General features: G+C 72.8%; 21 protein-coding genes. 13 read left to right on the top strand and 8 right to left on the bottom strand.

The features are described from left to right. Positions 1 to 44: 44 nt before the first annotated feature. Genes MQP27_RS00375 through MQP27_RS00385 form a run of 3 tightly spaced genes read right to left on the bottom strand, consistent with a single transcriptional unit; the run spans position 45 to position 2655 of the window. Complete coding sequence (locus tag MQP27_RS00375) at positions 45 to 1403, bottom strand: FtsX-like permease family protein (protein ID WP_242758986.1); 1359 nt, start codon at positions 1401 to 1403, stop codon at positions 45 to 47. After that, on the bottom strand, positions 1400 to 2125 hold the full coding sequence (locus MQP27_RS00380; protein ID WP_242758987.1) for an ABC transporter ATP-binding protein: 726 nt from the start codon (positions 2123 to 2125) through the stop codon (positions 1400 to 1402). Before MQP27_RS00380 ends, MQP27_RS00375 begins: the two co-directional genes overlap by 4 nt. Beyond that, on the bottom strand, positions 2122 to 2655 hold the full coding sequence (locus tag MQP27_RS00385) for a PadR family transcriptional regulator (RefSeq protein ID WP_242758989.1): 534 nt from the start codon (positions 2653 to 2655) through the stop codon (positions 2122 to 2124). Before MQP27_RS00385 ends, MQP27_RS00380 begins: the two co-directional genes overlap by 4 nt. 193 nt (positions 2656 to 2848) lie before the next feature. Between MQP27_RS00385 and MQP27_RS00390 the strand changes: the two genes are divergently transcribed. The 3 genes from MQP27_RS00390 (at position 2849) to MQP27_RS00400 (ending at position 5509) form a co-directional block, all read left to right on the top strand. After that, positions 2849 to 3079, top strand: coding sequence for a hypothetical protein (locus MQP27_RS00390; RefSeq protein ID WP_242758990.1), 231 nt, complete (start codon positions 2849 to 2851; stop codon positions 3077 to 3079). After that, positions 3080 to 5164: a 4-alpha-glucanotransferase gene (gene malQ, locus MQP27_RS00395; RefSeq protein WP_242758991.1), complete on the top strand. Its 2085-nt coding sequence runs from the start codon at positions 3080 to 3082 to the stop codon at positions 5162 to 5164. Between the two features lie 93 nt (positions 5165 to 5257). Then, a complete protein-coding gene (locus MQP27_RS00400; protein WP_242758992.1) occupies positions 5258 to 5509 on the top strand; it encodes a hypothetical protein in 252 nt (83 codons plus the stop codon). A gap of 119 nt (positions 5510 to 5628) precedes the next feature. On the opposite strand, the gene MQP27_RS00405 is transcribed toward MQP27_RS00400, so the two are convergent. Then, positions 5629 to 6216, bottom strand: coding sequence for a TetR/AcrR family transcriptional regulator (locus tag MQP27_RS00405; protein WP_242758993.1), 588 nt, complete (start codon positions 6214 to 6216; stop codon positions 5629 to 5631). 134 nt (positions 6217 to 6350) lie between these two features. Between MQP27_RS00405 and MQP27_RS00410 the strand changes: the two genes are divergently transcribed. Further along, entirely contained in the window at positions 6351 to 7796 is a 1446-nt protein-coding gene (locus MQP27_RS00410) for an FAD-dependent monooxygenase (protein ID WP_242758994.1), read from the top strand. 52 nt (positions 7797 to 7848) lie between these two features. On the opposite strand, the gene MQP27_RS00415 is transcribed toward MQP27_RS00410, so the two are convergent. Continuing rightward, positions 7849 to 8358 carry a MarR family winged helix-turn-helix transcriptional regulator gene (locus MQP27_RS00415; RefSeq protein ID WP_242758995.1) on the bottom strand — a complete coding sequence of 170 codons (510 nt, stop codon included), beginning with the start codon at positions 8356 to 8358 and terminating at the stop codon, positions 7849 to 7851. A 138-nt stretch (positions 8359 to 8496) separates the two neighbouring features. On the opposite strand from MQP27_RS00415, the gene MQP27_RS00420 reads away from it, so the two are divergent. The 3 genes from MQP27_RS00420 (at position 8497) to MQP27_RS00430 (ending at position 11652) form a co-directional block, all read left to right on the top strand. Beyond that, positions 8497 to 9438, top strand: coding sequence for an EamA family transporter (locus MQP27_RS00420; protein WP_242758996.1), 942 nt, complete (start codon positions 8497 to 8499; stop codon positions 9436 to 9438). Between the two features lie 52 nt (positions 9439 to 9490). Next, on the top strand, positions 9491 to 10438 hold the full coding sequence (locus tag MQP27_RS00425) for a DMT family transporter (RefSeq protein ID WP_278195536.1): 948 nt from the start codon (positions 9491 to 9493) through the stop codon (positions 10436 to 10438). A gap of 95 nt (positions 10439 to 10533) precedes the next feature. After that, positions 10534 to 11652, top strand: coding sequence for a LysR family transcriptional regulator (locus MQP27_RS00430; protein WP_242758998.1), 1119 nt, complete (start codon positions 10534 to 10536; stop codon positions 11650 to 11652). A 728-nt stretch (positions 11653 to 12380) separates the two neighbouring features. On the opposite strand, the gene MQP27_RS00435 is transcribed toward MQP27_RS00430, so the two are convergent. Further along, on the bottom strand, positions 12381 to 13286 hold the full coding sequence (locus tag MQP27_RS00435; protein ID WP_242758999.1) for an SDR family oxidoreductase: 906 nt from the start codon (positions 13284 to 13286) through the stop codon (positions 12381 to 12383). A 137-nt stretch (positions 13287 to 13423) separates the two neighbouring features. Here MQP27_RS00435 and MQP27_RS00440 point away from each other — a divergent pair, with 137 nt between their 5' ends. The 3 genes from MQP27_RS00440 to MQP27_RS00450 all read left to right on the top strand — a co-directional run bounded on the left by MQP27_RS00440 (position 13424) and on the right by MQP27_RS00450 (position 16605). Next, positions 13424 to 14311 carry a LysR family transcriptional regulator gene (locus tag MQP27_RS00440; RefSeq protein ID WP_242759000.1) on the top strand — a complete coding sequence of 296 codons (888 nt, stop codon included), beginning with the start codon at positions 13424 to 13426 and terminating at the stop codon, positions 14309 to 14311. 58 nt (positions 14312 to 14369) lie between these two features. Then, on the top strand, positions 14370 to 15767 hold the full coding sequence (locus MQP27_RS00445) for a sigma-70 family RNA polymerase sigma factor (protein ID WP_242759001.1): 1398 nt from the start codon (positions 14370 to 14372) through the stop codon (positions 15765 to 15767). A 79-nt stretch (positions 15768 to 15846) separates the two neighbouring features. Continuing rightward, positions 15847 to 16605: an SDR family NAD(P)-dependent oxidoreductase gene (locus MQP27_RS00450; RefSeq protein ID WP_242759002.1), complete on the top strand. Its 759-nt coding sequence runs from the start codon at positions 15847 to 15849 to the stop codon at positions 16603 to 16605. A 66-nt stretch (positions 16606 to 16671) separates the two neighbouring features. On the opposite strand, the gene pepN is transcribed toward MQP27_RS00450, so the two are convergent. After that, a complete protein-coding gene (gene pepN / locus MQP27_RS00455) occupies positions 16672 to 19269 on the bottom strand; it encodes an aminopeptidase N (protein ID WP_242759003.1) in 2598 nt (865 codons plus the stop codon). Positions 19270 to 19427: 158 nt separating this feature from the next. Here pepN and MQP27_RS00460 point away from each other — a divergent pair, with 158 nt between their 5' ends. Then, on the top strand, positions 19428 to 19901 hold the full coding sequence (locus MQP27_RS00460; RefSeq protein WP_242759005.1) for a DUF1203 domain-containing protein: 474 nt from the start codon (positions 19428 to 19430) through the stop codon (positions 19899 to 19901). Here MQP27_RS00460 and MQP27_RS00465 read toward each other — a convergent pair. After that, entirely contained in the window at positions 19898 to 20917 is a 1020-nt protein-coding gene (locus MQP27_RS00465) for an aspartate-semialdehyde dehydrogenase (RefSeq protein ID WP_242759007.1), read from the bottom strand. The genes MQP27_RS00460 and MQP27_RS00465 overlap by 4 nt on opposite strands. 208 nt (positions 20918 to 21125) lie before the next feature. On the opposite strand from MQP27_RS00465, the gene MQP27_RS00470 reads away from it, so the two are divergent. Together MQP27_RS00470 and MQP27_RS00475 are read left to right on the top strand one after the other, a co-directional pair. Then, positions 21126 to 21653 carry an RNA polymerase sigma factor gene (locus MQP27_RS00470; protein ID WP_242759008.1) on the top strand — a complete coding sequence of 176 codons (528 nt, stop codon included), beginning with the start codon at positions 21126 to 21128 and terminating at the stop codon, positions 21651 to 21653. A gap of 1 nt (position 21654) precedes the next feature. Then, on the top strand, positions 21655 to 22425 hold the full coding sequence (locus tag MQP27_RS00475) for a hypothetical protein (RefSeq protein ID WP_242759009.1): 771 nt from the start codon (positions 21655 to 21657) through the stop codon (positions 22423 to 22425). Positions 22426 to 22433 lie beyond the last annotated feature (8 nt).

A 22433-nucleotide genomic window follows, 5' to 3' on the forward strand; every position in this document is an offset into this window, starting at 1 on the left:
TGTCCGGCTCCGGGAGCCCCCCCCGTGCTCCCGGAGCCGGACCGTCATGCGTAGCGCAGTTCCGCGGGGCGGATCGAGCGGCGCAGCAGCGGGAGCGAGGTCGCCGCCGCCAGCAGACAGGCCGCGTAGACGGCCAGCGGGACCAGCAGCGCGGCGAAGGGCACGGGCACCGACATGTGCTCCGAGGTGGCCGAGCCGTACCAGACCCCGATCGTCAGACCGCCCATGCCCGCGACCGCGACCGCGGGCGCCAGCGGCAGCGCGGTCTCCAGCAGCATCGCCCGGGCCAGCACGGCGTGCGGCACCCCGGCGGCGGCCTGCGCGGCAAGACCCCGGCGCCGGGTGGCCAGTGACTCGGCGGTGCCGACGGCCAGCGCGGTCAGGACCAGGGCGAGGGCGACGAGGACGGCGGCGCCGGTGAGGTCGAGGCCGCTCGTGTAGTAGGAGAGGCCCATCGCCAGGTGGCCCCTGCGGTGCTGCTCGTGGAGGTCCGCGAGCAGCACCTGCCGTACACCGATGAAGCCCGAGGCGACGACCGTCACCAGCAGCACCGCGGCGTGGGTGCGGGCGAGCGCCCACGGGTCGTCGCGCAGCCGCTCCGTGGCGATCAGCAGCTCGGGGCGCCTGGCGCGGGCGGCGAAGCCCTCGCCCAGCTGCCGGGCCGAGGCGCCGGCCAGCCACACCGACACGGCGCCGGCCAGCAGACACAGGGCGAAGACCGTGACCGGGACGAGGGCGAAGTCGAAGGGGTTGCCGAGGAAGGGGGTCGTCGCCAGGTACAGGGCCAGCAGCGCGAGCAGCCCGGTCGCCACCCGGAAGAGCCGGCCCGGACCCGCCGCCGGCCGCACCCGCCGTATCCAGCCCAGCGGCGAGGCCACCACCCGGCGCAGCGCCACCGCGCTGACGACCGCGCCCAGCACCGGCACCAGCACGGCCACCAGGAGCATGCCCGCCCACGACAGCGGGTCGGGGTGGTGCCAGAGCGCGAGCAGGGTCGGTACGGAGACCACCGTGGCCGCCCCCGAACCCACCAGGCAGGCAAGGCCCGACTCCAGCGCCGCGATCCGCCGCACCTGCCCCGGCGTCGCCCCGGCGAGCCGCAGCCCGGCCATCCGCCGGTCCCGGTGCACCGCGCCGATCCGCGCGCACTGCCCGAGGAACCCGCCCACCGGGATGAGCAGCAGCATCAGCGCGACGATCACCCCGGCGCGGGTCCCCGGCTCGTCGAGCAGTCCGGCGCCGACGGTCACCTCGTGGTAGCCGTCCAGCGGCAGCAGCGCGGCCACGACCAGCCCCAGCCCCGTCGCCAGCGCCGCGCCCACCGCGGTCAGCAGCACCCGCCACCACTCCCGCCGGTCCGAGCCACGGGTGAGCAGCCAGGCGAGCCGCAGATCGGCCCTCATACGGCGGCCTCCGTGGCCTCTGTGGAGAACTCCGGTGCCACGGTGCCGTCGCTCAGCCGCACCTCGCGGTCCGCGTACGCCGCCACCTGCGCGTCGTGCGTGATCAGCAGGACCGCGGTGTCCGTCTCACGGGCCGTGTGGGTCAGGGCCGTCATCACCTGCTCGGTCGCCAGCGAGTCCAGGGCGCCCGTCGGCTCGTCCGCGAAGACGATCCTCGGGCCGGTGACCAGGGCCCGGGCCAGTGAGGTCCGCTGGGCCTGGCCGCCGCTCATCTCGCCGGGGCGCAGCGCCTCCTGTCCCCGTACACCGAACCGTTCCAGCCACTCGCCAGCCCGGGCGTGGGCGTCCGGGCGGGAGGTGCCCGCGAGCATCAGCGGCAGGGCGACGTTGTCGAGGGCGGTCAGCTCGGGGATCAGCTGCCCGAACTGGAACACCACCCCGAACTCGGTCCGCCGCAGCTCGCTCAGCCGCTTCTCCGGCAGCGCGTCGAGGCGTTCCCCGGCATAGCTCACCGAGCCCGCGTCCGGCCGGACGATCCCGGCCAGGCAGTGCAGCAGCGTCGACTTCCCGCTGCCGCTCGGGCCGGTCACGGCGAGGATCTCGCCGGCCGCCAGCTCCACCGAGGCGCCGCGCAGCGCCTCGGTCCTGCCGTGCGCCTTGGCGAGGTCACGGGCCGCCAGGAGCGGCACCGTGCTGTCAGGGCTGTCGTCCCCGTTGCTCATGCTGCGTCGACCTCCGCGGTCAGGGTGGTGAGCCGGGCCGCCGTGGTGGTCATCCAACGGAGGTCGGCGTCGAGATGGTTGAGGGCGTAGTCCGCCGAGAGCACGGTGGCGAGATCGGCGCCCTTGGCGGTCTTGACCGCCGTGAGCTCGCGCATCCGCTCCATGTGCGCGGCGCGCTGCGCGGCCAGATAGGCGGCCGGGTCGCCGCCGGACAGGATCGAGACGACGACCTTGGCGAAGATCTCGTTCGTCACGAACGGGGCCGGCGGGGCGATCTCCCCGGCCCAGCGCGCCAGTTCGCGCGAGCCGTCCTCCGTCGAGCGGTACGTCGTGCGCTCCGGGCCGCCGTCCGAGTCCGTGCCCTCGACCAGCGCGAGGCCGTCCCGGACCAGGCGCTGCAGGGTCGTGTAGACCTGCCCGTAGGCCAGCGGACGGGCCTGCGGGAAACGTTCGTCGTGCCGCCGCTTCAGGTCGTAGCCATGGCTCGGCCCCGACGCGAGCAGCCCCAGCAGGATGTGGCGGGTGCTCATGCCGATCATTATGCACTCGCTACATGTACTGAGTGAATAGTGGGGAGGGCGGGATGCGGGACCCTGCGAGGCCGGAAGTTGACGCAGAATGTGACGAGAGGCACGTAGTTCCATTCGGTACGTCTGCCTCCGCGCCCGCTGGGTAGGGCTGCGGTAGCCCTCAAGGTCGCCGTACTGACGAAGGAGGCCCCTCGTGGCCGCACCGGCACACCCCCTCTCCAAACGCGAGGCGCAGTCGCCGCCCGCCGAACCCGAGCCGCACTTCTGTGTCTTCAGCTCCGAGGGCGCCTGCGCCGAGATCCCCCTGACCAGCGAGCCGCCGCTGCCCGACGCGGAGCCCCTCACCAGTGAGCCGCCGCTCGCCGACGCGGCACCGCTCACCAGCGAGTCGGCGGCCCCTGAGCCGGCCTCCACGGTGCCGTAGATGACGGCGCAGGGGCCGGCCGGACCGCCCTCCGAGGACCTGATCCGCCTCGCCGAGCTGCACGGCGTCGCCACCTCCTACAGCCCCTCCCCGGACCGCACGGTCCCGGCCTCGGCCACCGCCGTCACCCTCGCGCTGGCCGCCCTCGGCGTCGACGCGGGCACTGCGGAGAAGGCCCGCGCCGCGCTGGCCGCCCGGGAGCGCGAGTCGGCCGAGCGGCTGCTGCCGCCGACCGTGGTGCTCTGGATCGGCGACACGTCCCCCGCCCTCGACGCCCTCCCCTCCGGCACCCGCCTGCACATCGAGACCGAGCAGGGCGAGTCACGAGCGTCTACTGAGCAACTCCCGCCCGGAGTGCACCGGTTGACGGCCACCGCCCCCGACGGCCGTACCGCCGCGGCCCACCTGGTCGTCGCCCCCGCCCGGCTGCCCACGCCCGCCGCACGCTCGTACGGACTGCTCGTCCAGCTCTACTCCCTCCTGTCCCAACGCTCCTGGGGCATGGGGGACTTGGGCGACCTCGGTGAACTCGCCGCCTGGGCCGGGCGTGATCTCGGCGCCGGTTTCGTCCAGGTCAACCCGCTGCACGCGGCCGTGCCCGGCGCCCCCACCGACCCGTCCCCCTACCGCCCCTCCTCCCGCCGCTTCCCCGACCCCGTGCACCTGCGCGTCGAGGACGTGCCCGAGTACGCGTACGTCAGGGAGCCGGAGAAGGTGCGGGCCCTGCTCGAACGCGCCGACCGGCTGCGCGAATCGGTCCTGGACAAGGGCGCGTTGATCGACCGGGACGCGGTGTGGGAGCTCAAGCGGGAGGCGCTGGAGCTGATCCGCGAGGTGCCGCTCGGACCCGGGCGGCGCGCGGCCTACGTCGACTTCCTCGCCCGGGAGGGCGAGGCGCTGGAGGACCACGCGACCTGGTACGCGCTCGCGGAGGTGCACGGCTCCGACTGGAGCCGGTGGCCGCAGGCTCTGCGCGATCCCCGCTCGGCCGAAACCGCCCGTGCGCGGGGCGAGTTGATGGACCGGGTCGACTTCCACTGCCGGCTCGCCTGGCTCACCGACGCCCAACTCGCCGACGCCCAGCGGGTCGCGCGCGAGGCCGGGATGCCGGTCGGGATCGTGCACGACCTCGCGGTCGGCGTGCATCCGGAGGGCGCCGACGCCTGGGCGCAGCAGGAGTACTTCGCCGCGGGGATGTCGGTGGGCGCCCCGCCGGACGCCTTCAACGCGCGCGGCCAGGACTGGGGCCTGCCCCCGTGGCGCCCGGACCGCCTGGCCGCGTCGGGCTACGAGCCGTACCGCCGGCTCCTGCGCGCCCTGTTCCGGTACGCCGGCGCCCTGCGCATCGACCACGTCATGGGCCTGTTCCGGCTCTGGTGGGTGCCCCAGGGGCATCCGCCCACCGAGGGCACATACGTCCGTTACGACGCCGAGGCCATGCTCGCGATCCTCGTGCTGGAGGCCGCGCGCGCCGGGGCGGTCGTCATCGGCGAGGACCTCGGCACGGTGGAGCCCGGCGTACGGGAGAAGCTGCGCGAGCGCGGGGTGCTGGGCACCTCGGTGCTGTGGTTCGAACGGGACTGGGACGGCGACGGCCGCCCGCTGCCGCCGGAGTCCTGGCGCGCCGACTGCCTCGCCACCGCCACCACCCACGACCTGCCGTCCACCGCGGCCCGCCTCACCGGCGAGCACGTAGAACTCCGCGACCGCCTCGGCCTGTTGACCCGCCCGCTGGACGAGGAACGCGCCGAGGCCGCCGCCGACACGGGGGAGTGGCTGGCCCTGCTCACCCGCCTCGGCCTGCTGCACGGCACGGGCGGCGGCCACGGCACCTCGACGGAGGAGGCCGAGATCCAGGCGGTCCACCGCTTCCTCCTGCACACCCCGTCCCGCCTGCTCGGCATCTGGCTCCCGGACACGGTGGGCGACCGCCGCCCGCAGAACCTCCCCGGGACCTGGGACCAGTACCCGAACTGGCGGCTGCCGATCGCGGACGCGGAAGGGCGACCGGTGACCCTGGAGGAACTCGCGGGGTCACCACGGCTGCACGCGCTGGTGGAGGTGCTGCGCCGGCCGGCGACATGACGAGCGGGGTGCCCGTGGCCGATGGCTGTGCCGGGCACCCACTTACGCACCCCCGGACGAGCGCCCCGAACCGGCGTTGGATACTTTGGCCCCGTGGACAAGAAGAACGCCCTGCGCGCCGGCGCCCTGGCCGCCGGTACGACGCTGATGATGCTGCTCATGACGTCCCCGGCGCTCGCCCTCACCCGCGACGACGGCGACGACCCCGGCAAGGGCCTCAGCGTCGTCGAGACGCTCGGCCTCTACGTCGCGACCCCGCTCGTGCTGTTCGGCGTCATCGCCGGCCTCGTGATGGTCCTGGACCGGTCGAAGGACCGCCAGCCGAAGACCAAGGCGAAGGCCTGACCTCACCTTTTCCCGAGGGCGCCGACCCCGCCGTACGTACCCGTCCTCGGGTACGTCGGTGAGGTGGGCGCCCTCGGTGTGCTTCGGGGACTCGGTGTGCCGCAGGGGCTCGGTGCGCTTCAGGGACTCGGCGCCGTCAGGTACCGCTGGATCGTGGGGCCAAGCCACGCCACGATCTCCCCGCGCCCCAGCGCCCGCACCGGCTGCAACTGCAGCACGTAACGGGTCAGCGCCAGCCCCAGCACCTGCGTCGCCGCGAGCGCGGCCCGCGTCGGCACCTGCTCCGGGTCCGGGCACACGTGCCGTGTCACCGGCAGCAACTGGTCCCGGAAGACCCCCTGCATCCGCTCCGCCCCCGCCTGGCTGGTCGCGCCGACCCTGAGCAGCGCGGTGAGCTCGTCGTTCTGCTCCCACACGTCGAGGAAGTGCGCCACGAGCGCCCGGCCGACCTCGTCCCGGGGGAGCGACGCCAGGTCGGGAAGTTTCAGCTCGACCGTGACGGCCGCCGCGAACAGGCCCTCCTTGTTGCCGTAGTAGCGCATGACCATGGACGGGTCGATGTTCGCGTCCTTGGCGATGGCGCGGATGGTGGCCCGCTCGTACCCGTCGGCCGCGAAGCGCTCGCGGGCGGCGGCCAGGATGGCGTTGCGGGTGGTGTCGGAGCGGCGTCGGGGGCCGCCGGTACTGGATGCGTCGGTGCCGGTCATGCCTACGAGCGTATGCCAACACGTGTTGGCCAACAAGCGTTGACTCTGTCGCCGAGGTGGCGCTAACGTCGTCAACAAGCGTTGGCAAACAGTTGTTGGCCAACGGATGTTGGCATCAGGAGGAGGCCCCCCACATGAACGCCACCCCGACTCCCACCCCCGTGATCGTCGTCGGCGCCGGCCCCGCCGGTCTTCTGCTCGCGGGCGACCTCGCCACCGCCGGGGTCCCCGTCACCCTCCTCGAAAAGCGCCCCCACAAGACCAGCAACCTCTCCCGCGCCTTCGTCCTGCACGCCCGCACCCTCGAACAGCTCGACGCCCGCGGCCTCGCCGACGGACTCGAAGCCGTCGGCCGCCCCCTCGACCGCCTCCGCCTCTTCACCCGCCTCGAAGTCGACCTCACCACCCTCCCCTCCCGCTTCAACCACCTCCTCGTCATCCCGCAGTACGAGGTGGAGAAGGCCCTGGAGCGGCGGGCCGTCGAGGCGGGGGTGGACTTCCGGTACGAGACCGAGCTGACCGGCCTGACCCAGGACGCGGACGGCGTCACCGTCGAGGTCCGGGGCGCCGGCGGCGCGGCGGAGAGCCTGCGTGCCGAGTACGTGGTCGGCACCGACGGCATGCGCAGCGCCGTACGCACGGCCATCGGTCTGCCCTTCCCCGGCCGGTCGGTGATCCGTTCCGTCGTACTCGCGGACGTCCGGCTGGCCGAGGAGCCGGAGTCGCTGCTCACCGTCGACACCGTCGGCGACGCCTTCGCCTTCCTCGCGCCCTTCGGTGACGGCTACTACCGCGTCATCGCCTGGAACCGCGCCCACGACGTCCCCGACAGCGAGCCCCTCGAACTGGAGGAGGTCAAGGAGGTCACCCGGCTCGCCCTCGGCCGCGACTACGGCATGCACGACGCCCGCTGGCTCTCCCGGTTCCACAGCGACGAACGCCAGGCGCCCGCCTACCGCGTGGGCCGCGTCTTCCTCGCCGGCGACGCCGCGCACGTGCACACCCCGGCCGGCGGCCAGGGCATGAACACCGGCCTCCAGGACGCGGCCAACCTCAGCTGGAAGCTGGCCGCCGTGGTCCAGGGCCACGCGGGTGTCGGCCTCCTCGACACCTACCAGGCCGAGCGCCACCCCGTCGGCCGGTCCGTCCTGCGCAGCAGCGGCGGCATCGTCCGCATGGCCATGGCCAAGCACCCCTGGACGCTGGCGGAGCGGGCGGTGCTCACCACGGTCCTCAACACCGTCGCACCGGCCCGCCGCAGGATGGCCGAGCAGCTCACCGGCATCGGCTACCGCTACCCGGCCCCCCGCGGCACCCACCGCCTCACGGGCACGCGAGTCCCCGACGTCGCCCTGAAGAGCGGCCGCCTGTACGAGGCCCTGCGCGGCGGCCGGTTCGTCCTGATCACCCCCGAGCCGCCCCAGGACCAGAGCGTCCGCAAGGACCGACTGGCGGTGGAACAGTGGGCGAGCGCCCGCCGTACGGCAGTCCTGGTCCGCCCCGACGGATACGTGGCCTGGGCGGCGGACTCGGCGGACGACGCGACGATCGAGAGGGCGCTGGCCACGCACGTGGGCTGAGCGAGCCGCGGAGCGCCGAACGCCCGAACAGGGCCGGAGGGTCCAACGGGCCCTAGTGCAGCGGCTTTTGGGTGCTCGCCAGCAACTCCCGCAACAGGTCGGCCAGTTGGTCGGCCTGTTCGGCGTTCAGGGCCGACAGCGCCTCCGTCTCGGCGGACAGGCCGACCCCGACCGTCTCGTCGATGAGCTGCAATCCCTTTTCGGTGAGGGTGACTTGGAGGCCGCGGCGGTCGTGCGGGTCGGGGGAGCGGCGGAGCAGGCCTGCGCGTTCCAGTTTGTCCAGGCGGCCCGTCATGCCGCCCGTCGTGAGCATCAGGGTCGCAGAGAGCTGGCGGGGCGAGAGGGTGTAGGGCTCGCCGGAGCGGCGCAGGGTGGCGAGGACGTCGAACTCGCCGCGCGAGATCCCGAAGGGTGCGTACGCCTTCTCCATGCGGTCGCCCATGGCGCGGGAGAGGCGGAAGATCCGCCCGAAGACCTCCATCGCCCTCGTGTCGAGGTCGGGCCGCACCTCGGCCCACTGCTCCACGATCGCGTCGACGGGGTCCTTGGGCTGTGCAGTCATGGAGTGAGTATCCGTCCGGGGGCCGGTCGCTTGCAAGAAAGCTGCTTGGTGCTAAGTGGCTTCGTAGCGAGTGGCTTGACGCTGATTAGCTTAGGACTAAGCTAATCGGCGTCAAGCTTTCTTCTGAAGGGCCTCGCCATGAACCGGTCCGCGACCATCCTGCTCACCGCCCTCGCCCCCGTCTCCTGGGGCACGACCTACGCGGTCACGACCGAGTTCCTTCCGGCCGATCGCCCGCTGTTCACCGCCCTGACCAGGGCGCTTCCCGCCGGGCTCCTGCTGCTGGCGGTAGCCCGGGTGCTGCCGCGCGGGGCCTGGTGGTGGAAGTCGGCCGTCCTCGGCGTGCTGAACATCGGCGCCTTCTTCCCGCTGCTGTTCCTGTCCGCGTACCGCCTGCCCGGCGGGATGGCGGCCGTCGTCGGCTCGGTCGGGCCGCTGTTCGTGGTCGGGCTCTCGGCGCTGCTGCTCGGGCAGCGGCCGACGGTGCGGGCGGTGGTCGCCGGGGTGGTGGCGGCGTTCGGCGTCAGTCTCGTCGTACTGAAGGCGTCCGGCGCGCTCGATCCCGTCGGCGTCCTGGCCGCGCTCGCCTCGGCCGCCTCGATGTCGACCGGCACGGTGCTGACCAAGAGGTGGGGCCGGCCCGAGGGGGTGGGTCCGCTCGCCCTCACCGGCTGGCAGCTGACCGCGGGCGGCCTGCTCATCGCGCCGCTCGCGTTCCTGGCCGAGGGTGCGCCGCCCGCGCTGGACGCCCCGGCGGTCGGCGGTTACCTCTATCTCGCCCTCGCGAACACGGCCGTCGCCTACTGGCTCTGGTTCCGGGGCATCGGCCGCCTCACCGCCACGCAGGTCACTTTCCTCGGCCCGCTCTCCCCTCTGACCGCGGCGATCGTGGGCTGGGCGGCCCTCGGCCAGTCGCTCACGCCGGTCCAGCTGGTGGGCATGGGGTTGGCGTTCGGGGCGACGGTGGCCGGGCAGCTGCGGGTGGGGGCGATGGGTGGACGCCGTCAATTGTTCAGTTCAGCTGAAAGGAATGATCGAAAAGATTCGATGGACGTGACAGGTGTGGCGCTGCGACGGTAGGTGCACCGGGATTCGCCGGATCGCCGGATCGCCGGATCGCCGGATTGCCGGAATGCCGGGCTCAGCTACGACCGAAAGGACCTCAGTGACCGCCGTCCTCGACCGGACCGCCGCCGCCCCACGCACCGCACTCGCCCGCAACGCGCCCCTCCTCGGACTCGCCCTCGCCGCCCTCGCGACCGTCGTCTGGTCCGGCAGCTTCGTCACGTCCCGGGCCCTGCACGACAGCGTGCCGCCGGTGCAGCAGGCCTTCTGGCGGTGGGTGGTGGCGTTGGCGGCGGTGACGCCCTTCGGTGCCCGACAGGCCTGGCGGCAAAGGGAATTGATACGGCGTCATCTCGGTTTCGCGCTGCTCGCCGCGCTCCTCGGGGTGACCGTGTACAACACCCTCGTGAACCAGGCCGGGTTGACGACTCCGGCCGCCAACATGGGCATGATCATGGCCGCTTCGCCGGTGCTGATGGCGGGATTCGAGCGGGCGGCCGGGGTACGGCTGGGCACGCGCCGGGTGGCCGGGCTGCTGACGGCGTGCGCCGGGGTGGTGCTGCTGGTGGGCGGCGGGGCCGGGTTCGCGGCGGGCGACCTGTGGATGATCGCCGGGGCCTGCTGCTTCGGCTCGTACAGCGCGCTGCTGCGGCGCCGGCCGGTCGGACTCGGCGGTACGGCCTTCCTGTTCACGACCTTCCTCCTCGGCACGGCCCTGCTGCTGCCGGCCCAGGCCGTGAGCCTCACCGCCCAGGGCGGCTTCACCCCGACGCCCGGCACGGTCCTGCCGATCCTCTATGTCGGCATCGCGTCCTCGGCCGTCGCGTTCTTCGCCTGGAACAAGGCGATCACCCTGATCGGCCCGGCCCGCGCGGGAGTCGTCTACTACCTCCAGCCGGTGTGCGTGGCGCTGCTGTCGTGGGCGGTGCTCGGGGAGGGCATCGGGTGGAGGCAGGTGCTGTGCATGGGGCTGATCCTGGGCGGGGTGGGGCTGGGGGCGGCGGCGCGGGTGTGAGCGGGTGTGAGCGGGCCGCCGTATAGGTTGCCGCCATGGTCGAGTGGGACATCCGGAAGTTGCTGATTCTGCGGACACTGAGGGAGCGGGAGACCGTGACCGCGACCGCGGAGGCGCTGCGGATGACGCCCTCGGCGGTGTCGCAGCAGTTGAGCAACCTTGCCCGGCAGCTCGGGGTGCCGTTGCTGGAGGCTCAGGGGCGGCGGGTGCGGTTGACGGACGCGGCGCGGCTGGTGCTGCGGCACGCGGAGGCCGTGTTCGAACAACTGGAGCGTGCGGATGCCGAGTTGGCGGCGTATGCGCGGGGTGAGGTGGGGGAGGTGCGGGTCGGTGCGTTCTCGACGGCCGTGCCGGCTCTGGTGGTTCCCGCGGTACGAGCGTTGCGTGCGGCGCGTCCAGGGGTGACCGTGCGGGTACGGGAAGCGGAGGCCGGGGAGGCGTACGAGCTGCTTGCCGCGGGTGACGTCGACCTCGCGCTCTCCCTCGCCGCGCAGGCTCCCACCGCCGCCGACCCCCGCTTCACCCTCGTCCCGCTCCTGGCCGACCCGCTCGACGTGGCGCTGCCCCGCGACCACGCTCTGGCCGACGCCGACGGGTTGCGGCTGGCCGACCTCGCCGGGGAGCCGTGGATCTTCGGCGGCAGCGGCCCCTGGTCCGACATCACCCGCACGGCTTGCGAGGCGGCGGGCTTCAGCCCCGTACAGGGTCATTCGGCGGCGGGCTGGACGGCGATCCTGGCGATGGTGGAGGCCGGGATGGGGGTGGCGCTGGTGCCGCGGATGGTGGTGGTGGGGAGGGAAGGGGCGGGTGAGGGTGCGGTTGTTGGGGAGTCGGTGGGGGGCTGGTCGCGGGAGGGGGCGGTTGTTGGGGAGCCGACTGGGGGTCGGTCACGGGAGGGTGCGGTTGTTGGGGAGCCGGTGGAGGGCCGATCGCGGGAGGATGCCGCCGTCCGGGAGACGACCGGGGGTCAGTCACGGGAGGGTGCGGCCGTGGGTCGGGAGCCAGGGGGAGGCCGGTGGCGGCGGCCGGTGGGTGAGGCTGGGCGCCGGGTGGGTGGTGTGGTGATGCGGGAGCTCACCGTGGATCGGCCGCGGCGGCATGTCGTGGCGGCCGTGCGGAAGGGGGCCGAGGAAGGGGCGGCGGTGGGGCGCGTGTTGGAGGCGCTACGGGTGGTCGCTTCGGCGGGAGGCGGGGCGGCGAGTCGATCGTCGTAGCGCCCGATTCGGGCAGTCGGGGTGCGGGTCGGCTGGAGTGGGGGTCGGCGGAAGTCCGGGGCAGGCGGCTGGGGTTAGCCGGCGTTCGGGCCAGCCGGCGTTCGGGCCAGCCGGCGTACGGGCCAGCCGGCGTACGGGCCGGTCAGCGTTCGGGTCAGCCGAAGCGCGGGTCAGGGGAAGTCCGGGTAAGTCGACGTTCGGGCCAGCCAGCATCCGAGCCAGCCGGAGCGCAGTTAGCCGAAGTCGGGGTCAGTCGGCTGGGTCAGCCGACGTCCGTGCCAGCCAGCGTCCGCCGAAGCGCGCGTCGGCTGGTCTCTGTGTCGGCCATGTCCGCGTCGGTCGGAGCAGGCGTTGGCTGGTCTCCGTGTCGGCTATGTTCGGTCGGTCGGAGCGCGCGTCGGCCGAACTCCGCCTCGGCCAGGCCCCCGTCCGCCGAAGCGCGCGTCGGCTGGACTCCGTGTCGGCCGGGTCCCCGTCGGTCGGAGCGGGCGTTGGCTGGACCTCGCGTCGGCCAAGCCCCCGTCCGCCGAAGCGCGAGTCAGCCGGACCCCGCGTCGGCCAAGCCCCCAGCAGCCGAAGTCCCGTCAACCGAAGCGCCCGTCAGCCGAACTCCTCGTCAGCCGAAGCGCGCGTCCGCCGAACTCCCCGTCAACCGAAGCCCGCGTCCGCCGAACTCCCCGTCCGCCGAACTCCCCGTCCGCCGAACTCCCCGTCAGCCGAACTCCCCATCAGTCGAAGTAGTGCCCCTCCTCCAAGTCCTCGATCAGGCCCGGCCCCGTCGGTTCCCAGGCCAGCCACTTCCTGGTCAGGGTGTTCGATGCCGGGGTGTCGAGGGTGGTGACGTGGGCGAGCCAGCCGAAGTGGGGTGGGGCTTCCTCGGGGGTGATGGAGCGGACCGGCAGGTTGAGGCGGGTGCCGATGGCCTTCGCGATGTCTCGGAACGGGATGCCCTCCTCGCCGACCGCGTGCAGGCGGGCGCCCGCCGGGGCGTGCTCCAGGGCCAGCCGGACCAGCCGCGCCGCGTCCGTGCGGTGCACGGCGGGCCAGCGGTTCGTGCCGTCGCCGACGTACGCCGCGAAGCCCTTCTCCCGGGCGATGCCGATCAGCATGTGGACGAACCCGTGGTCCCCCCGGCCGTGCACCGTCGGCGCGAAGCGGACCGACGCCGACCGCACCCCGCGCTCGGCCAGCGCGATGGCCGCGTCCTCGTTCCGCCCCCGGACCGCCCCGAAGGTCCCCGGCACTGACGTGTCCTCCTCGGTGCCGACCCGGCCGCCGCCCTGCAGCAGCGCCGTCCCCGAGGAGACCACGAAGGGCTTGTCCGAGCCCTCCAGCGCCGCCCCGATCGCCTCGATGGCCCGCAGGTCGGCCGCGCAGGCGGCGGCGAAGTCGAACTCGCCCGAGAAGTCGTGGATGAAGGCGAGGTGGGCGACGGCGTCGGCGGCGGCCGCCCCCTCCGCGAGCCCGGCCGGATCGGCGAGATCCCCGCGCCGCACCTCGGCCCCGGCGGCCGTGAGCGCCGCCGCGGACGTGTCCGAGCGGGCCAGGCCGGTCACCTGATGCCCGGCGTCGAGAAGTTCGCGGACCACGGCGGAACCGATGAAACCCGTCGCGCCCGTGACGAAAACACGCATGGTGAAGCCCTTCGAGAGGGAGGGGAGTGGATGTGCCTCCATCCTCCGGAGGGGGGCGGCGTCCCGTCCAAGGCTTCTTCCGCATCCCGCAATGCGGTTTGGGCATCACCCCAGGTGGATGGGCGTATCTTGGAGGCATGGCTGACCTCGACCTCCGTCTGGTCCGGTACTTCACCGCCGTCGCCGAGCACCGGCACTTCGGCCGCGCCGCCGAGTCCCTGCACATCACCCAGCCCTCCCTGAGCCGCCAGATCGCCGGCCTGGAGCAGCAGGTCGGCGCCCGGCTGCTGGACCGCACCCCGCGCGGCACCCGGCTCACCGAGGCCGGCCAGGCGTTCCTGCCCCGCGCCCGGGCCCTGCTGCGCTCCGCCGAGCAGGCCGCCGCCGAGGCCCGCGCCGCCGCCGAGCCCAGCCGTTTCACCGTCGGCTTCACCAGCGGCCTGTTCGTCACCGCGGCCGTCCGCGAGATGCGGCGCCGCCATCCGGAGGCCGACGTACGCAGCATGCACCTGGGCTGGGACGAGGCGCGCACCGCGCTGCTCGAACGCAGGGTGGACGTCGCGGTGACCCGACTCCCCTTCGCCACCGACCAGTTGGAGGTGACCGTCCTCTACGACGAGCCCCGTGCCATCGTCGTCCCCGTCGGTCACCGCCTGGCCGGCAAGGAGTCCGTCACCGTCGACGACATCGCGGACGAGCCGATGCCCAGGATCGTCGGCGCCGACCCCGTCTGGGCCGCCTTCTGGCGGATCGAACCCCGGCCCGACGGCCGCCCGGTGCCCGACGGCCCCGAGATCCGGGACCTGGAGGACAAGTTCGAGGTCGTCGCCGCCGGGGAGGCCCTGGTCATCACGGCCGATCCGGCGGGCGCCCGACTGCGCCCCGACCTCACCTCCGTACCGCTGCACGGCGTGGAGCCCAGCCAGGTCGCCCTGGCCACCCGCGCCGGCGACCGCGGCCGCCTGGTCTCCGCGTTCCGCAAGGTCGCCCGCACCCACCTCACCCGGCCATCGGAACCGGCCTGACCGGAGCTCCCCTCCGCCTCCGTACCGCGATAGCGTCACTCCGTCCCCGCGTGACGCAATGCCCGGACCTCCGGAGGTGCCCGTGGTCGCCGATGTCTGTGCCAGCTGCGGCAAACCGCTGCCCGAGCGGACCGGCCGCAAGGGCCGCAGCTCCCTGTACTGCTCGGCCGCCTGCCGGCAGAAGGCGTACCGGGAGCGGCAGGGGGCGGGGTCCGGCGTGGACGGGCTGATCGAGGACATCGGCCGGCGCGTGCAGGAGCTCGTGCCGCAGCCGGCCTCCGTCCTCTACTCGGGCGTGACCGAACTGTCGGCCTCCGTCGCCAGGCTCCGCCGGGTCGCCCGGGTGGCCCGGGACAGCGCCAACGATTCCGTCACGCCGGCATCTGTTACGGAAAAGACCCCCAAAGCCGCCACGGAAAAGAACCCCAAAGCCGTCACGGAAAAAACCCCCGAAGCCGTCACGGAAAAAACCGCGGAAGCCCTCACCGATACCGACTTCGCCGCCCTCACCGAGTCCCACCGCCGCGAGATCCAGGTCCACTGCTACCGCATGACCGGCTCCTACGACGACGCCGAGGACCTGGTCCAGGAGACCTTCCTGCGGGCCTGGCGGGCCCGGGAGGACTTCCAGGGCCGGGCCACCGCCCGCACCTGGCTGTACCGCATCGCCACCAACGCCTGCCTCGACTTCCAGCGCCGCACCGCCCGTCGCCCGCAGCGCTACGAGCCGATCCCCGGCATGAACCACGGCACCGGCGAGCCCCCCGCCCGGATCACCTGGCTCCAGCCCTACCCCGACGACGAACTGCCCTCCGCGGAGGAGCAGCCGGAGAGCGCGGCCGTCTCGCGGGAGACCCTTGAGCTGGTCTTCCTCGCCGCCATCCAGCACCTCCCGCCCCGCCAGCGCGCCGTGCTGATCCTGCGGGACGTGCTCGGCCTGAGCGCCGCCGAGACCGCCGACGCCCTCGGCCTGACCGTGGCCTCCGCCAACAGCGCGCTGCAGCGGGCCCGCCCCACCCTGCGCGACCATCTGCCGGGGCAGCGCGCCGACTGGAGCGCCGGGGAGCCGACCCAGGCCCAACGGGCCGTCCTTCAGGGCTACATGACCGCGGCCGAACGGCTCGACTTCGACGCGATGACCGAGCTGCTCGGCAAGGACGTCAGGCTCACCATGCCGCCCAACCCCTTCTGGTTCACCGGCCGGGACGCCCTCGTCGAGTTCCTGCGGCCCACTCTCGACCCCGCGTCCCCCATGTTCTTCGGCCACTGGCGCCACCTGCCCGCCCGCGCCAACGGCCAGCTCGCGGCGGGGGGTTACGTCCGCAGGCCCGGTACGAACGTCTACCGCGCCCAGGTCCTCGACGTGCTCCGCTTCGACGCGGACGACCGGATCGTGGAGATCACGTCCTTCGAGCCGCACCTGTTCCCGGACTTCGGGCTGCCGCTGAAGCTGTGACCGATGAGCGTCCGGGGTGCCGTGCGTCTGTATGACCGACCGATACGGAACACGCTCCCCGGAACGCAAGGAGATCACCATGCTGCTCACCGACAAGACCGCGATCGTGTACGGCGCCGGCGGCTCGATCGGCGGTGCGGTCGCCCGTGCCTTCGCCGCCGAGGGCGCCCGCGTCCATCTCGTCGGACGCACCCGCGAGACCCTGGAGGCGGTGGCCGCGGACATCAAGGACGCCGAGGTGGCCGTCGTCGACGCGCTCGACGAGACGGCCGTCGAGGAGCACCTCGCCGGGGTCGGGGACGTGGACGTGTCCTTCAACCTCGTCACGCGCGGCGATGTGCAGGGCGCCCCGCTCACCGACATGGCCGTGGACGACTTCCTGCGGCCCGTGATCAACGGCGCCCGCGCCAACTTCATCACCGCCCGGGCCGCCGGCCGCCGTATGGCCGAGCGCGGCTCCGGCGTCATCCTCGCCCTCAACAGCGGCTCCGCGCACGGGAGTCCGATGATGGGCGGCACGGGACCGGCCGATGCCGCGATCGACACGCTCGTACGGAATCTGGCGATCGAACTGGGGCCGCGCGGGGTGCGGGCCGTGGGGCTGTGGGCGGCCGGGGTGCCCGAGACGTTCACCGTCGAGAAGCTGTCCGCGGTCAACCCGGCCATCGACGAGGCCGCCGTGCAGGGCATCGTCGACAACCTCGCGTCGATGCGCATGACCCGCCGCAACCCCACCCTCGCGGAGGTCGCCGCCACCGCGGTCTTCGCCGCCTCCGACCACGCGGCCGGCCTGACCGGCACCTTCGTCAACGTGACCGGCGGAATGGTCGTGCGGTGAGGACACACGAAGGGCGCCCGGAGTGACTCCGGGCGCCCTTCGTCGTCGTACGGACGAGTACGGCTGCTACTGCTGTGCGTCCGCCGCCTGCGCCCTCAGCGCGCGCTCCACGCCCGAGCGGGACTCCGAGACCAGGCGGCGCAGGGCCGCGCCCGGCTCGTTCTCGGCCAGCCAGGCGTCCGTCTTGTCGAGGACCTCCTGGGAGACCTGGATCGACGGGTAGAGGCCGACGGCGATCTGCTGGGCCATCTCGTGCGAGCGGGAGTCCCAGATGCCCTTGACCGCCTCGAAGTACTTGTCCGTGTACGGCGCCAGCAGCTCGCGCTGGTCGGTCTGGACGAAGCCGCCGATGACCGCCTCCTGGAGGGCGTTCGGGAGCTTGTCGGACTCCACGACCGAGGCCCAGGCCTCCGCCTTCGCCTCCGCGGTCGGGCGGGCGGCACGGGCGCCGGCCGCGTGCCGCTCACCCGCGGCCGTCTTGTCCCGCTCGTACTCGCCCGCGATCTCCGCCTCGTCGAAGCGGCCCACAGCGGCCAGCCGCAGGACGAACGCCCAGCGCAGCTCGGTGTCGACGGCCAGGCCCTCGACCGTCTGCGAACCGTCCAACAGGGCCTCCAGGAGGTCCAGTTGCTCCGGCGTACGGGCGGTCGCCGCGAACGCCCGCGCCCACGCCAGCTGGTGGTCGCTGCCGGGCTCGGCGGAGCGCAGGTGCGCGAGCGTCGCGTCGGTCCAGCGGGTCAGCAGGGCCTCCAGGGCGGCCGGGTCGGCGTACAGGTCGATGGCGAGCTTGACCTGGCGGTGCAGCGACTGCACGACACCGATGTCGGACTCCTTGCCGATGCCCGACAGGACGAGGGAGAGGTAGTCGCGGGTGGCGAGTTCGGCGTCCCGGGTCATGTCCCAGGCCGAGGCCCAGCACAGGGCGCGGGGGAGCGAGGACTCGAAGTCGCCGAGGTGTTCGGTGACGAACGCGAGGGACTGCTCGTCCAGGCGGACCTTGGCGTACGACAGGTCGTCGTCGTTGAGGAGCACGACCGCCGGACGGCGCTTGCCCACCAGCTGCGGTACGGCGGTGAGTTCACCGTCGACGTCCAGCTCGACGCGCTCGTCGCGGACCAACTTGCCGCTGTCCTCGTCGAGTTCGTACAGGCCGACCGCGATGCGGTGGGGGCGGAGCGTCCCACGCGGCGGAGCCGCATCATCGGATACAGCGCCCTTCGCGCCCGCCGGGAGCGCCGGGGCCTCCTGGCGGATGGCGAAGGAGGTGATGACGCCGTCCGCGTCCGTCTCGATCTCCGGGCGCAGGATGTTGATGCCGGCGGTCTGGAGCCACTTCTGCGACCAGTTCCCCAGGTCGCGCCCGGAGGTCTCCTCCAGCGCGCCCAGCAGGTCGGACAGGCGGGTGTTGCCGAACGCGTGGCGCTTGAAGTAGGCCTGCACGCCCGCGAAGAACTCGTCCATGCCGACGTACGCCACGAGCTGCTTGAGGACGCTCGCGCCCTTGGCGTACGTGATGCCGTCGAAGTTGACCAGGACGTCGTCGAGGTCGTTGATCTCGGCCATGATCGGGTGGGTGGAGGGCAGTTGGTCCTGCCGGTAGGCCCACGTCTTCATGGAGTTGGCGAACGTCGTCCAGGAGTGCGGCCAGCGCGACTCGGGGTAGTAGGCCTGGCAGGCGATCGACGTGTAGGTGGCGAACGACTCGTTCAGCCACAGGTCGTTCCACCACTCCATGGTGACCAGGTCGCCGAACCACATGTGCGCCAGCTCGTGCAGGATGGTCTCCGCGCGCACCTCGTACGCGGCGTCGGTCACCTTGGACCGGAAGACGTACTGGTCGCGGATGGTCACCGCGCCCGCGTTCTCCATCGCGCCCGCGTTGAACTCCGGCACGAACAGCTGGTCGTACTTCTTGAACGGGTACGCGTAGTCGAACTTCTCCTGGAACCACTCGAAGCCCTGCCGGGTGACCTCGAAGATCGCGTCCGAGTCGAGGAACTCGGCGAGCGAGGGCCGGCAGTAGATGCCCAGCGGCACGGACTGCCCGTCCTTCTCGTACACGCTGTGCACGCTGTGGTACGGGCCGACGATCAGCGCCGTGATGTACGACGAGATCCTCGGCGTCGGCTCGAAGACCCAGACGTCGTCCTTGGGCTCCGGCGTCGGCGAGTTGGAGATGACGGTCCAGCCGCTCGGCGCCTTCACGGTGAACTGGAAGGTGGCCTTGAGGTCCGGCTGCTCGAAGGACGCGAACACACGGCGGGCGTCCGGGACCTCGAACTGGGTGTAGAGATAGGCCTGTTGGTCGACGGGGTCGACGAAGCGGTGCAGTCCCTCACCGGTGTTGGTGTACGCGCAGTCGGCGACGACCCGCAGGATGTTGCGGCCCTCCAGCAGGCCCGGCAGCGCGATCCGCGAGTCCTTGAAGACCTCGGCCGGGTCGAGCGGGTCACCGTTGAGGGTCACCTCGTGGACCGTGGGGGCGACCAGGTCGATGAAGGACTCGACGCCGGTCTCCGTGACGTCGAAGCGCACCGTGGTCACGGACCGGTAGGTACCGCCCTCCTGCGCGCCGGAGAGGTCGAGATCGATCTCGTACGAGTCAACGGTGAGCAGCTTCGCCCGCTGCTGCGCCTCTTCGCGAGTCAGGTTTGTGCCAGGCACGCGGTCATCTCCTCGTTATGGGTGGGTTCGGCCATCCTTCCACGTGACCGTGGGGAGGGCGACGAGGGTTTTCCCGATGGATCACCGATCGGCGCCGCCGCAGCGCCATGTCCGATTCCCGCCGGTCATCCGGGCCCGCACGGGCCAGCCTGGAACACATGACGACGACCTACACCGCACGGCCCATCGACCAGTCCGTCCTCAAGGAACTCCGCACCGCCGACGACGCGGGCCGCCCGATGGCACCCGTGGTCGACGACGAGGGCGGCGCCCCGCTCCGCTGCTGTCTGCGCCGCAGCGAGCCGGGGGAGCGGATCGCCCTCGTCTCGTACGCGCCGCTGCGGCGGTGGGCGGCCGAGACGGGTGCCGAGCCCGGGGCGTACGACGAGCAGGGCCCCGTCTTCGTCCACGCGGACGAGTGCCCGGGCCCCGACCTCGACGGCTACCCCTTCCCCGACGCGCACCGCACGGTCCGCCGCTACTCCGCCGACGGGCGCATCCTCGGCGGCGAGCTGGTGGACGCGGCCGGCGACGAGGCGTTCCGGAAGGCGTTCGCCGACCCGGCCGTGGCGCTGGTCCACGTCCGGGCCGTCGAGTACGGCTGCTTCCTCTACGAGGTGCGCAGGCCCTAGGCCTGCTTCAGCTCGGCCGCCACCAGCTCCGCGATCTGCACGGCGTTCAGCGCCGCGCCCTTGCGGAGGTTGTCGTTGGAGACGAACAGCGCGAGGCCGTTGTCGACCGTCTCGTCGCGGCGGATGCGGCCCACGAAGGACGCGTCCTGGCCGGCGGCCTGCAACGGGGTCGGGATGTCGGACAGCGCGACCCCCGGGGCAGCGGCGAGCAGCTGCGTCGCGCGCTCGGGGGAGATCGGGCGGGCGAAGCGGGCGTTGATCTGGAGGGAGTGCCCGGAGAAGACCGGGACGCGCACGCAGGTGCCGGAGACCTTGAGCTCGGGGATCTCCAGGATCTTGCGGGACTCGTTGCGCAGCTTCTGCTCCTCGTCGGTCTCGTTCAGACCGTCGTCGACGAGGTTGCCCGCGAAGGGGAGCACGTTGAAGGCGATGGGGCGCTTGTAGACGCCGGGCTCGGGGAAGTCGACCGCGCCGCCGTCGTGCGTCAGCTTGTCCGCGTCGGCGACGACCTTCTGCACCTGGCCGTGCAGCTCGGCCACGCCCGCGAGGCCGGAGCCGGAGACCGCCTGGTAGGTGGCGACGACCAGCGCTTCGAGGCCGGCCTCGGCGTGCAGGACCTTCAGGACCGGCATCGCGGCCATGGTCGTGCAGTTCGGGTTGGCGATGATGCCCTTGGGGCGGTCGGCGATCGCGTGCGGGTTCACCTCGGAGACGACCAGCGGGACCTCGGGGTCCTTGCGCCAGGCGGAGGAGTTGTCGATCACGACGGCGCCCTGCGCGGCGACCTTCTCGGCCAGCGCCTTCGAGGTCACGCCGCCCGCGGAGAACAGCACGATGTCCAGACCGGAGTAGTCGGCCGTCGCCGCGTCCTCGACCGTCACGCCGTCCAGGACCGACCCCGCCGAACGCGCCGAGGCGAACAGCCGCAGCTCGGTGACCGGAAAGTCCCGTTCCGCCAGAATCCTGCGCATGACCGTGCCGACCTGACCGGTGGCTCCGACGATTCCGACCCTCACGGCGACTCCCTTAGGTGTTCTCTGCATGTCTGCGGCTTTTCCATCATGCGGCCGACCCGGGTCCGCCTGTCCAATTCTTTGCGCTCCATGCCCGAGGAATGGGACGCCGACGGGTGTGACGTACGCCTCGGTGAAACTCCCGGCGTGAGCGCCGAACGTTTCCGTGCGCCGGAGCGTCGTAGAGGAAACGCGGTGAGGGGGGTGGCTTGTGCTGCGCAGAAAGGCCCGCCGGGCCCAGGAGGACGATCACGGGGATCCTCTGGACGCGGCTCAGGAACGCCGGGTGCGGGCGGTGCTCGCGCTGGGCGGGGTGCCGCAGACGGACCTGCCGGACGGGGTGCAGCAGGTCCGGCTGCGGCTCCTGGAGCGGGCGGCGAAGGGGTACGAGGCGCCGCGCGACGTCTCCGCCTGGGCGGCCGTCGTCGCCTCCAACCTGGCCATGGACTGGCACCGCGCCCAGCGCCGCCAGGAGCGCATCGGCGAGCGCCTGGCCTCGCTGAGGCAGCTGGAGCACCCGTCGGGCGAGGACAGCAGCGTGCTCTCGCTGGCGGTCGCCCAGGGCCTGGACGAGCTGCCCGACGCCCAGCGCCAGGTCCTCGTCCTGCGCTTCTACGCCGATCTGCCGGTCCGCTCGATCGCCCAGGAGCTGGGCGTCCCCGAGGGCACGGTCAAGAGCAGGCTGCACACCGCGGTACGGGCCCTGCGCGCCCGCCTGCACGAGGACGAGGTGGTGTGAGATGACCGCCGGACACGAGACCCACGGGGAGTACGACGGCCCCGACGCGCTGATGGCCGCGATCACGGGGGAGCCGCTGCCGGACGGCGCCGGCGCGGAGCTGCGCGCCGAGCACCGCGCCGCCGAGGCCGACGTGGCGCTGCTGCGGGAACAGCTCGGCATGATCGGGGACGCGCTGGCCGAGGAGCAGGCGCTGGAGGCGACGGCGCCGGTACGGCGGCCACGCGCCCGGCGTCCGCGGCGGACGGCTCCCCGGGCGCCCCGCAACCGGCGTGCCGTGCGCCGCTTCGCCCTCGCGGGCCTCGCCGTCGCCGCCGTCGGGGGAGTGTTCTCCGGGATGATCTGGCTGGTCGGACAGGCCGGAGGGGGCGCCGACGACGCCGGCGCGAGCAGCGCGGAGGCGGGCGGCAAGGCGGCGGACTCCGCGGCGGGCTCCCCCTTCTCCAGCCCCGGCTACCTCGCCTGCACCCGGCTGGTCGCGGAGGGGGACGTGACGGCCGTACAGCGGGTCGCGGGAGAGGCCGGCCAGGAGCGGATCACCCTGCACGTGACCCGCTCGTACACACCGGAGAGGACGAAGCCGCAGCTCACCCTGACCGTCGACGAGGAGGCGCTGTCCGCGCCCCTGCGCAAGGGCGACCACGTCCTGGTCGCCGTACCGCGCCACGCCTCCACCCCGGACTACGTTCTCACCGGCGAGAAGGCCATAGCCCGCGAACGGGCCGCGCTGGCACGGGCGTTGCCGGAGGCGTCCGCCGTGCCGTGCGAATGAGAAAGGGC

Source organism: Streptomyces cylindrosporus (assembly GCF_022698165.1).
Taxonomy (GTDB): Bacteria; Actinomycetota; Actinomycetes; order Streptomycetales; family Streptomycetaceae; genus Streptomyces; species Streptomyces cylindrosporus.

Coding starts and splice junctions, on each gene's coding strand:
- MQP27_RS00375 (WP_242758986.1), bottom strand. CDS start 1,403: ATGAGGGCCGATCTGCGGCTCGCCTGGCTGCTCACCCGTGGCTCGGAC.
- MQP27_RS00380 (WP_242758987.1), bottom strand. CDS start 2,125: ATGAGCAACGGGGACGACAGCCCTGACAGCACGGTGCCGCTCCTGGCG.
- MQP27_RS00385 (WP_242758989.1), bottom strand. CDS start 2,655: ATGAGCACCCGCCACATCCTGCTGGGGCTGCTCGCGTCGGGGCCGAGC.
- malQ (WP_242758991.1), top strand. CDS start 3,080: ATGACGGCGCAGGGGCCGGCCGGACCGCCCTCCGAGGACCTGATCCGC.
- MQP27_RS00405 (WP_242758993.1), bottom strand. CDS start 6,216: ATGACCGGCACCGACGCATCCAGTACCGGCGGCCCCCGACGCCGCTCC.
- MQP27_RS00410 (WP_242758994.1), top strand. CDS start 6,351: ATGAACGCCACCCCGACTCCCACCCCCGTGATCGTCGTCGGCGCCGGC.
- MQP27_RS00415 (WP_242758995.1), bottom strand. CDS start 8,358: ATGACTGCACAGCCCAAGGACCCCGTCGACGCGATCGTGGAGCAGTGG.
- MQP27_RS00420 (WP_242758996.1), top strand. CDS start 8,497: ATGAACCGGTCCGCGACCATCCTGCTCACCGCCCTCGCCCCCGTCTCC.
- MQP27_RS00425 (WP_278195536.1), top strand. CDS start 9,491: ATGCCGGGCTCAGCTACGACCGAAAGGACCTCAGTGACCGCCGTCCTC.
- MQP27_RS00435 (WP_242758999.1), bottom strand. CDS start 13,286: ATGCGTGTTTTCGTCACGGGCGCGACGGGTTTCATCGGTTCCGCCGTG.
- MQP27_RS00440 (WP_242759000.1), top strand. CDS start 13,424: ATGGCTGACCTCGACCTCCGTCTGGTCCGGTACTTCACCGCCGTCGCC.
- MQP27_RS00445 (WP_242759001.1), top strand. CDS start 14,370: ATGCCCGGACCTCCGGAGGTGCCCGTGGTCGCCGATGTCTGTGCCAGC.
- MQP27_RS00450 (WP_242759002.1), top strand. CDS start 15,847: ATGCTGCTCACCGACAAGACCGCGATCGTGTACGGCGCCGGCGGCTCG.
- MQP27_RS00460 (WP_242759005.1), top strand. CDS start 19,428: ATGACGACGACCTACACCGCACGGCCCATCGACCAGTCCGTCCTCAAG.
- MQP27_RS00475 (WP_242759009.1), top strand. CDS start 21,655: ATGACCGCCGGACACGAGACCCACGGGGAGTACGACGGCCCCGACGCG.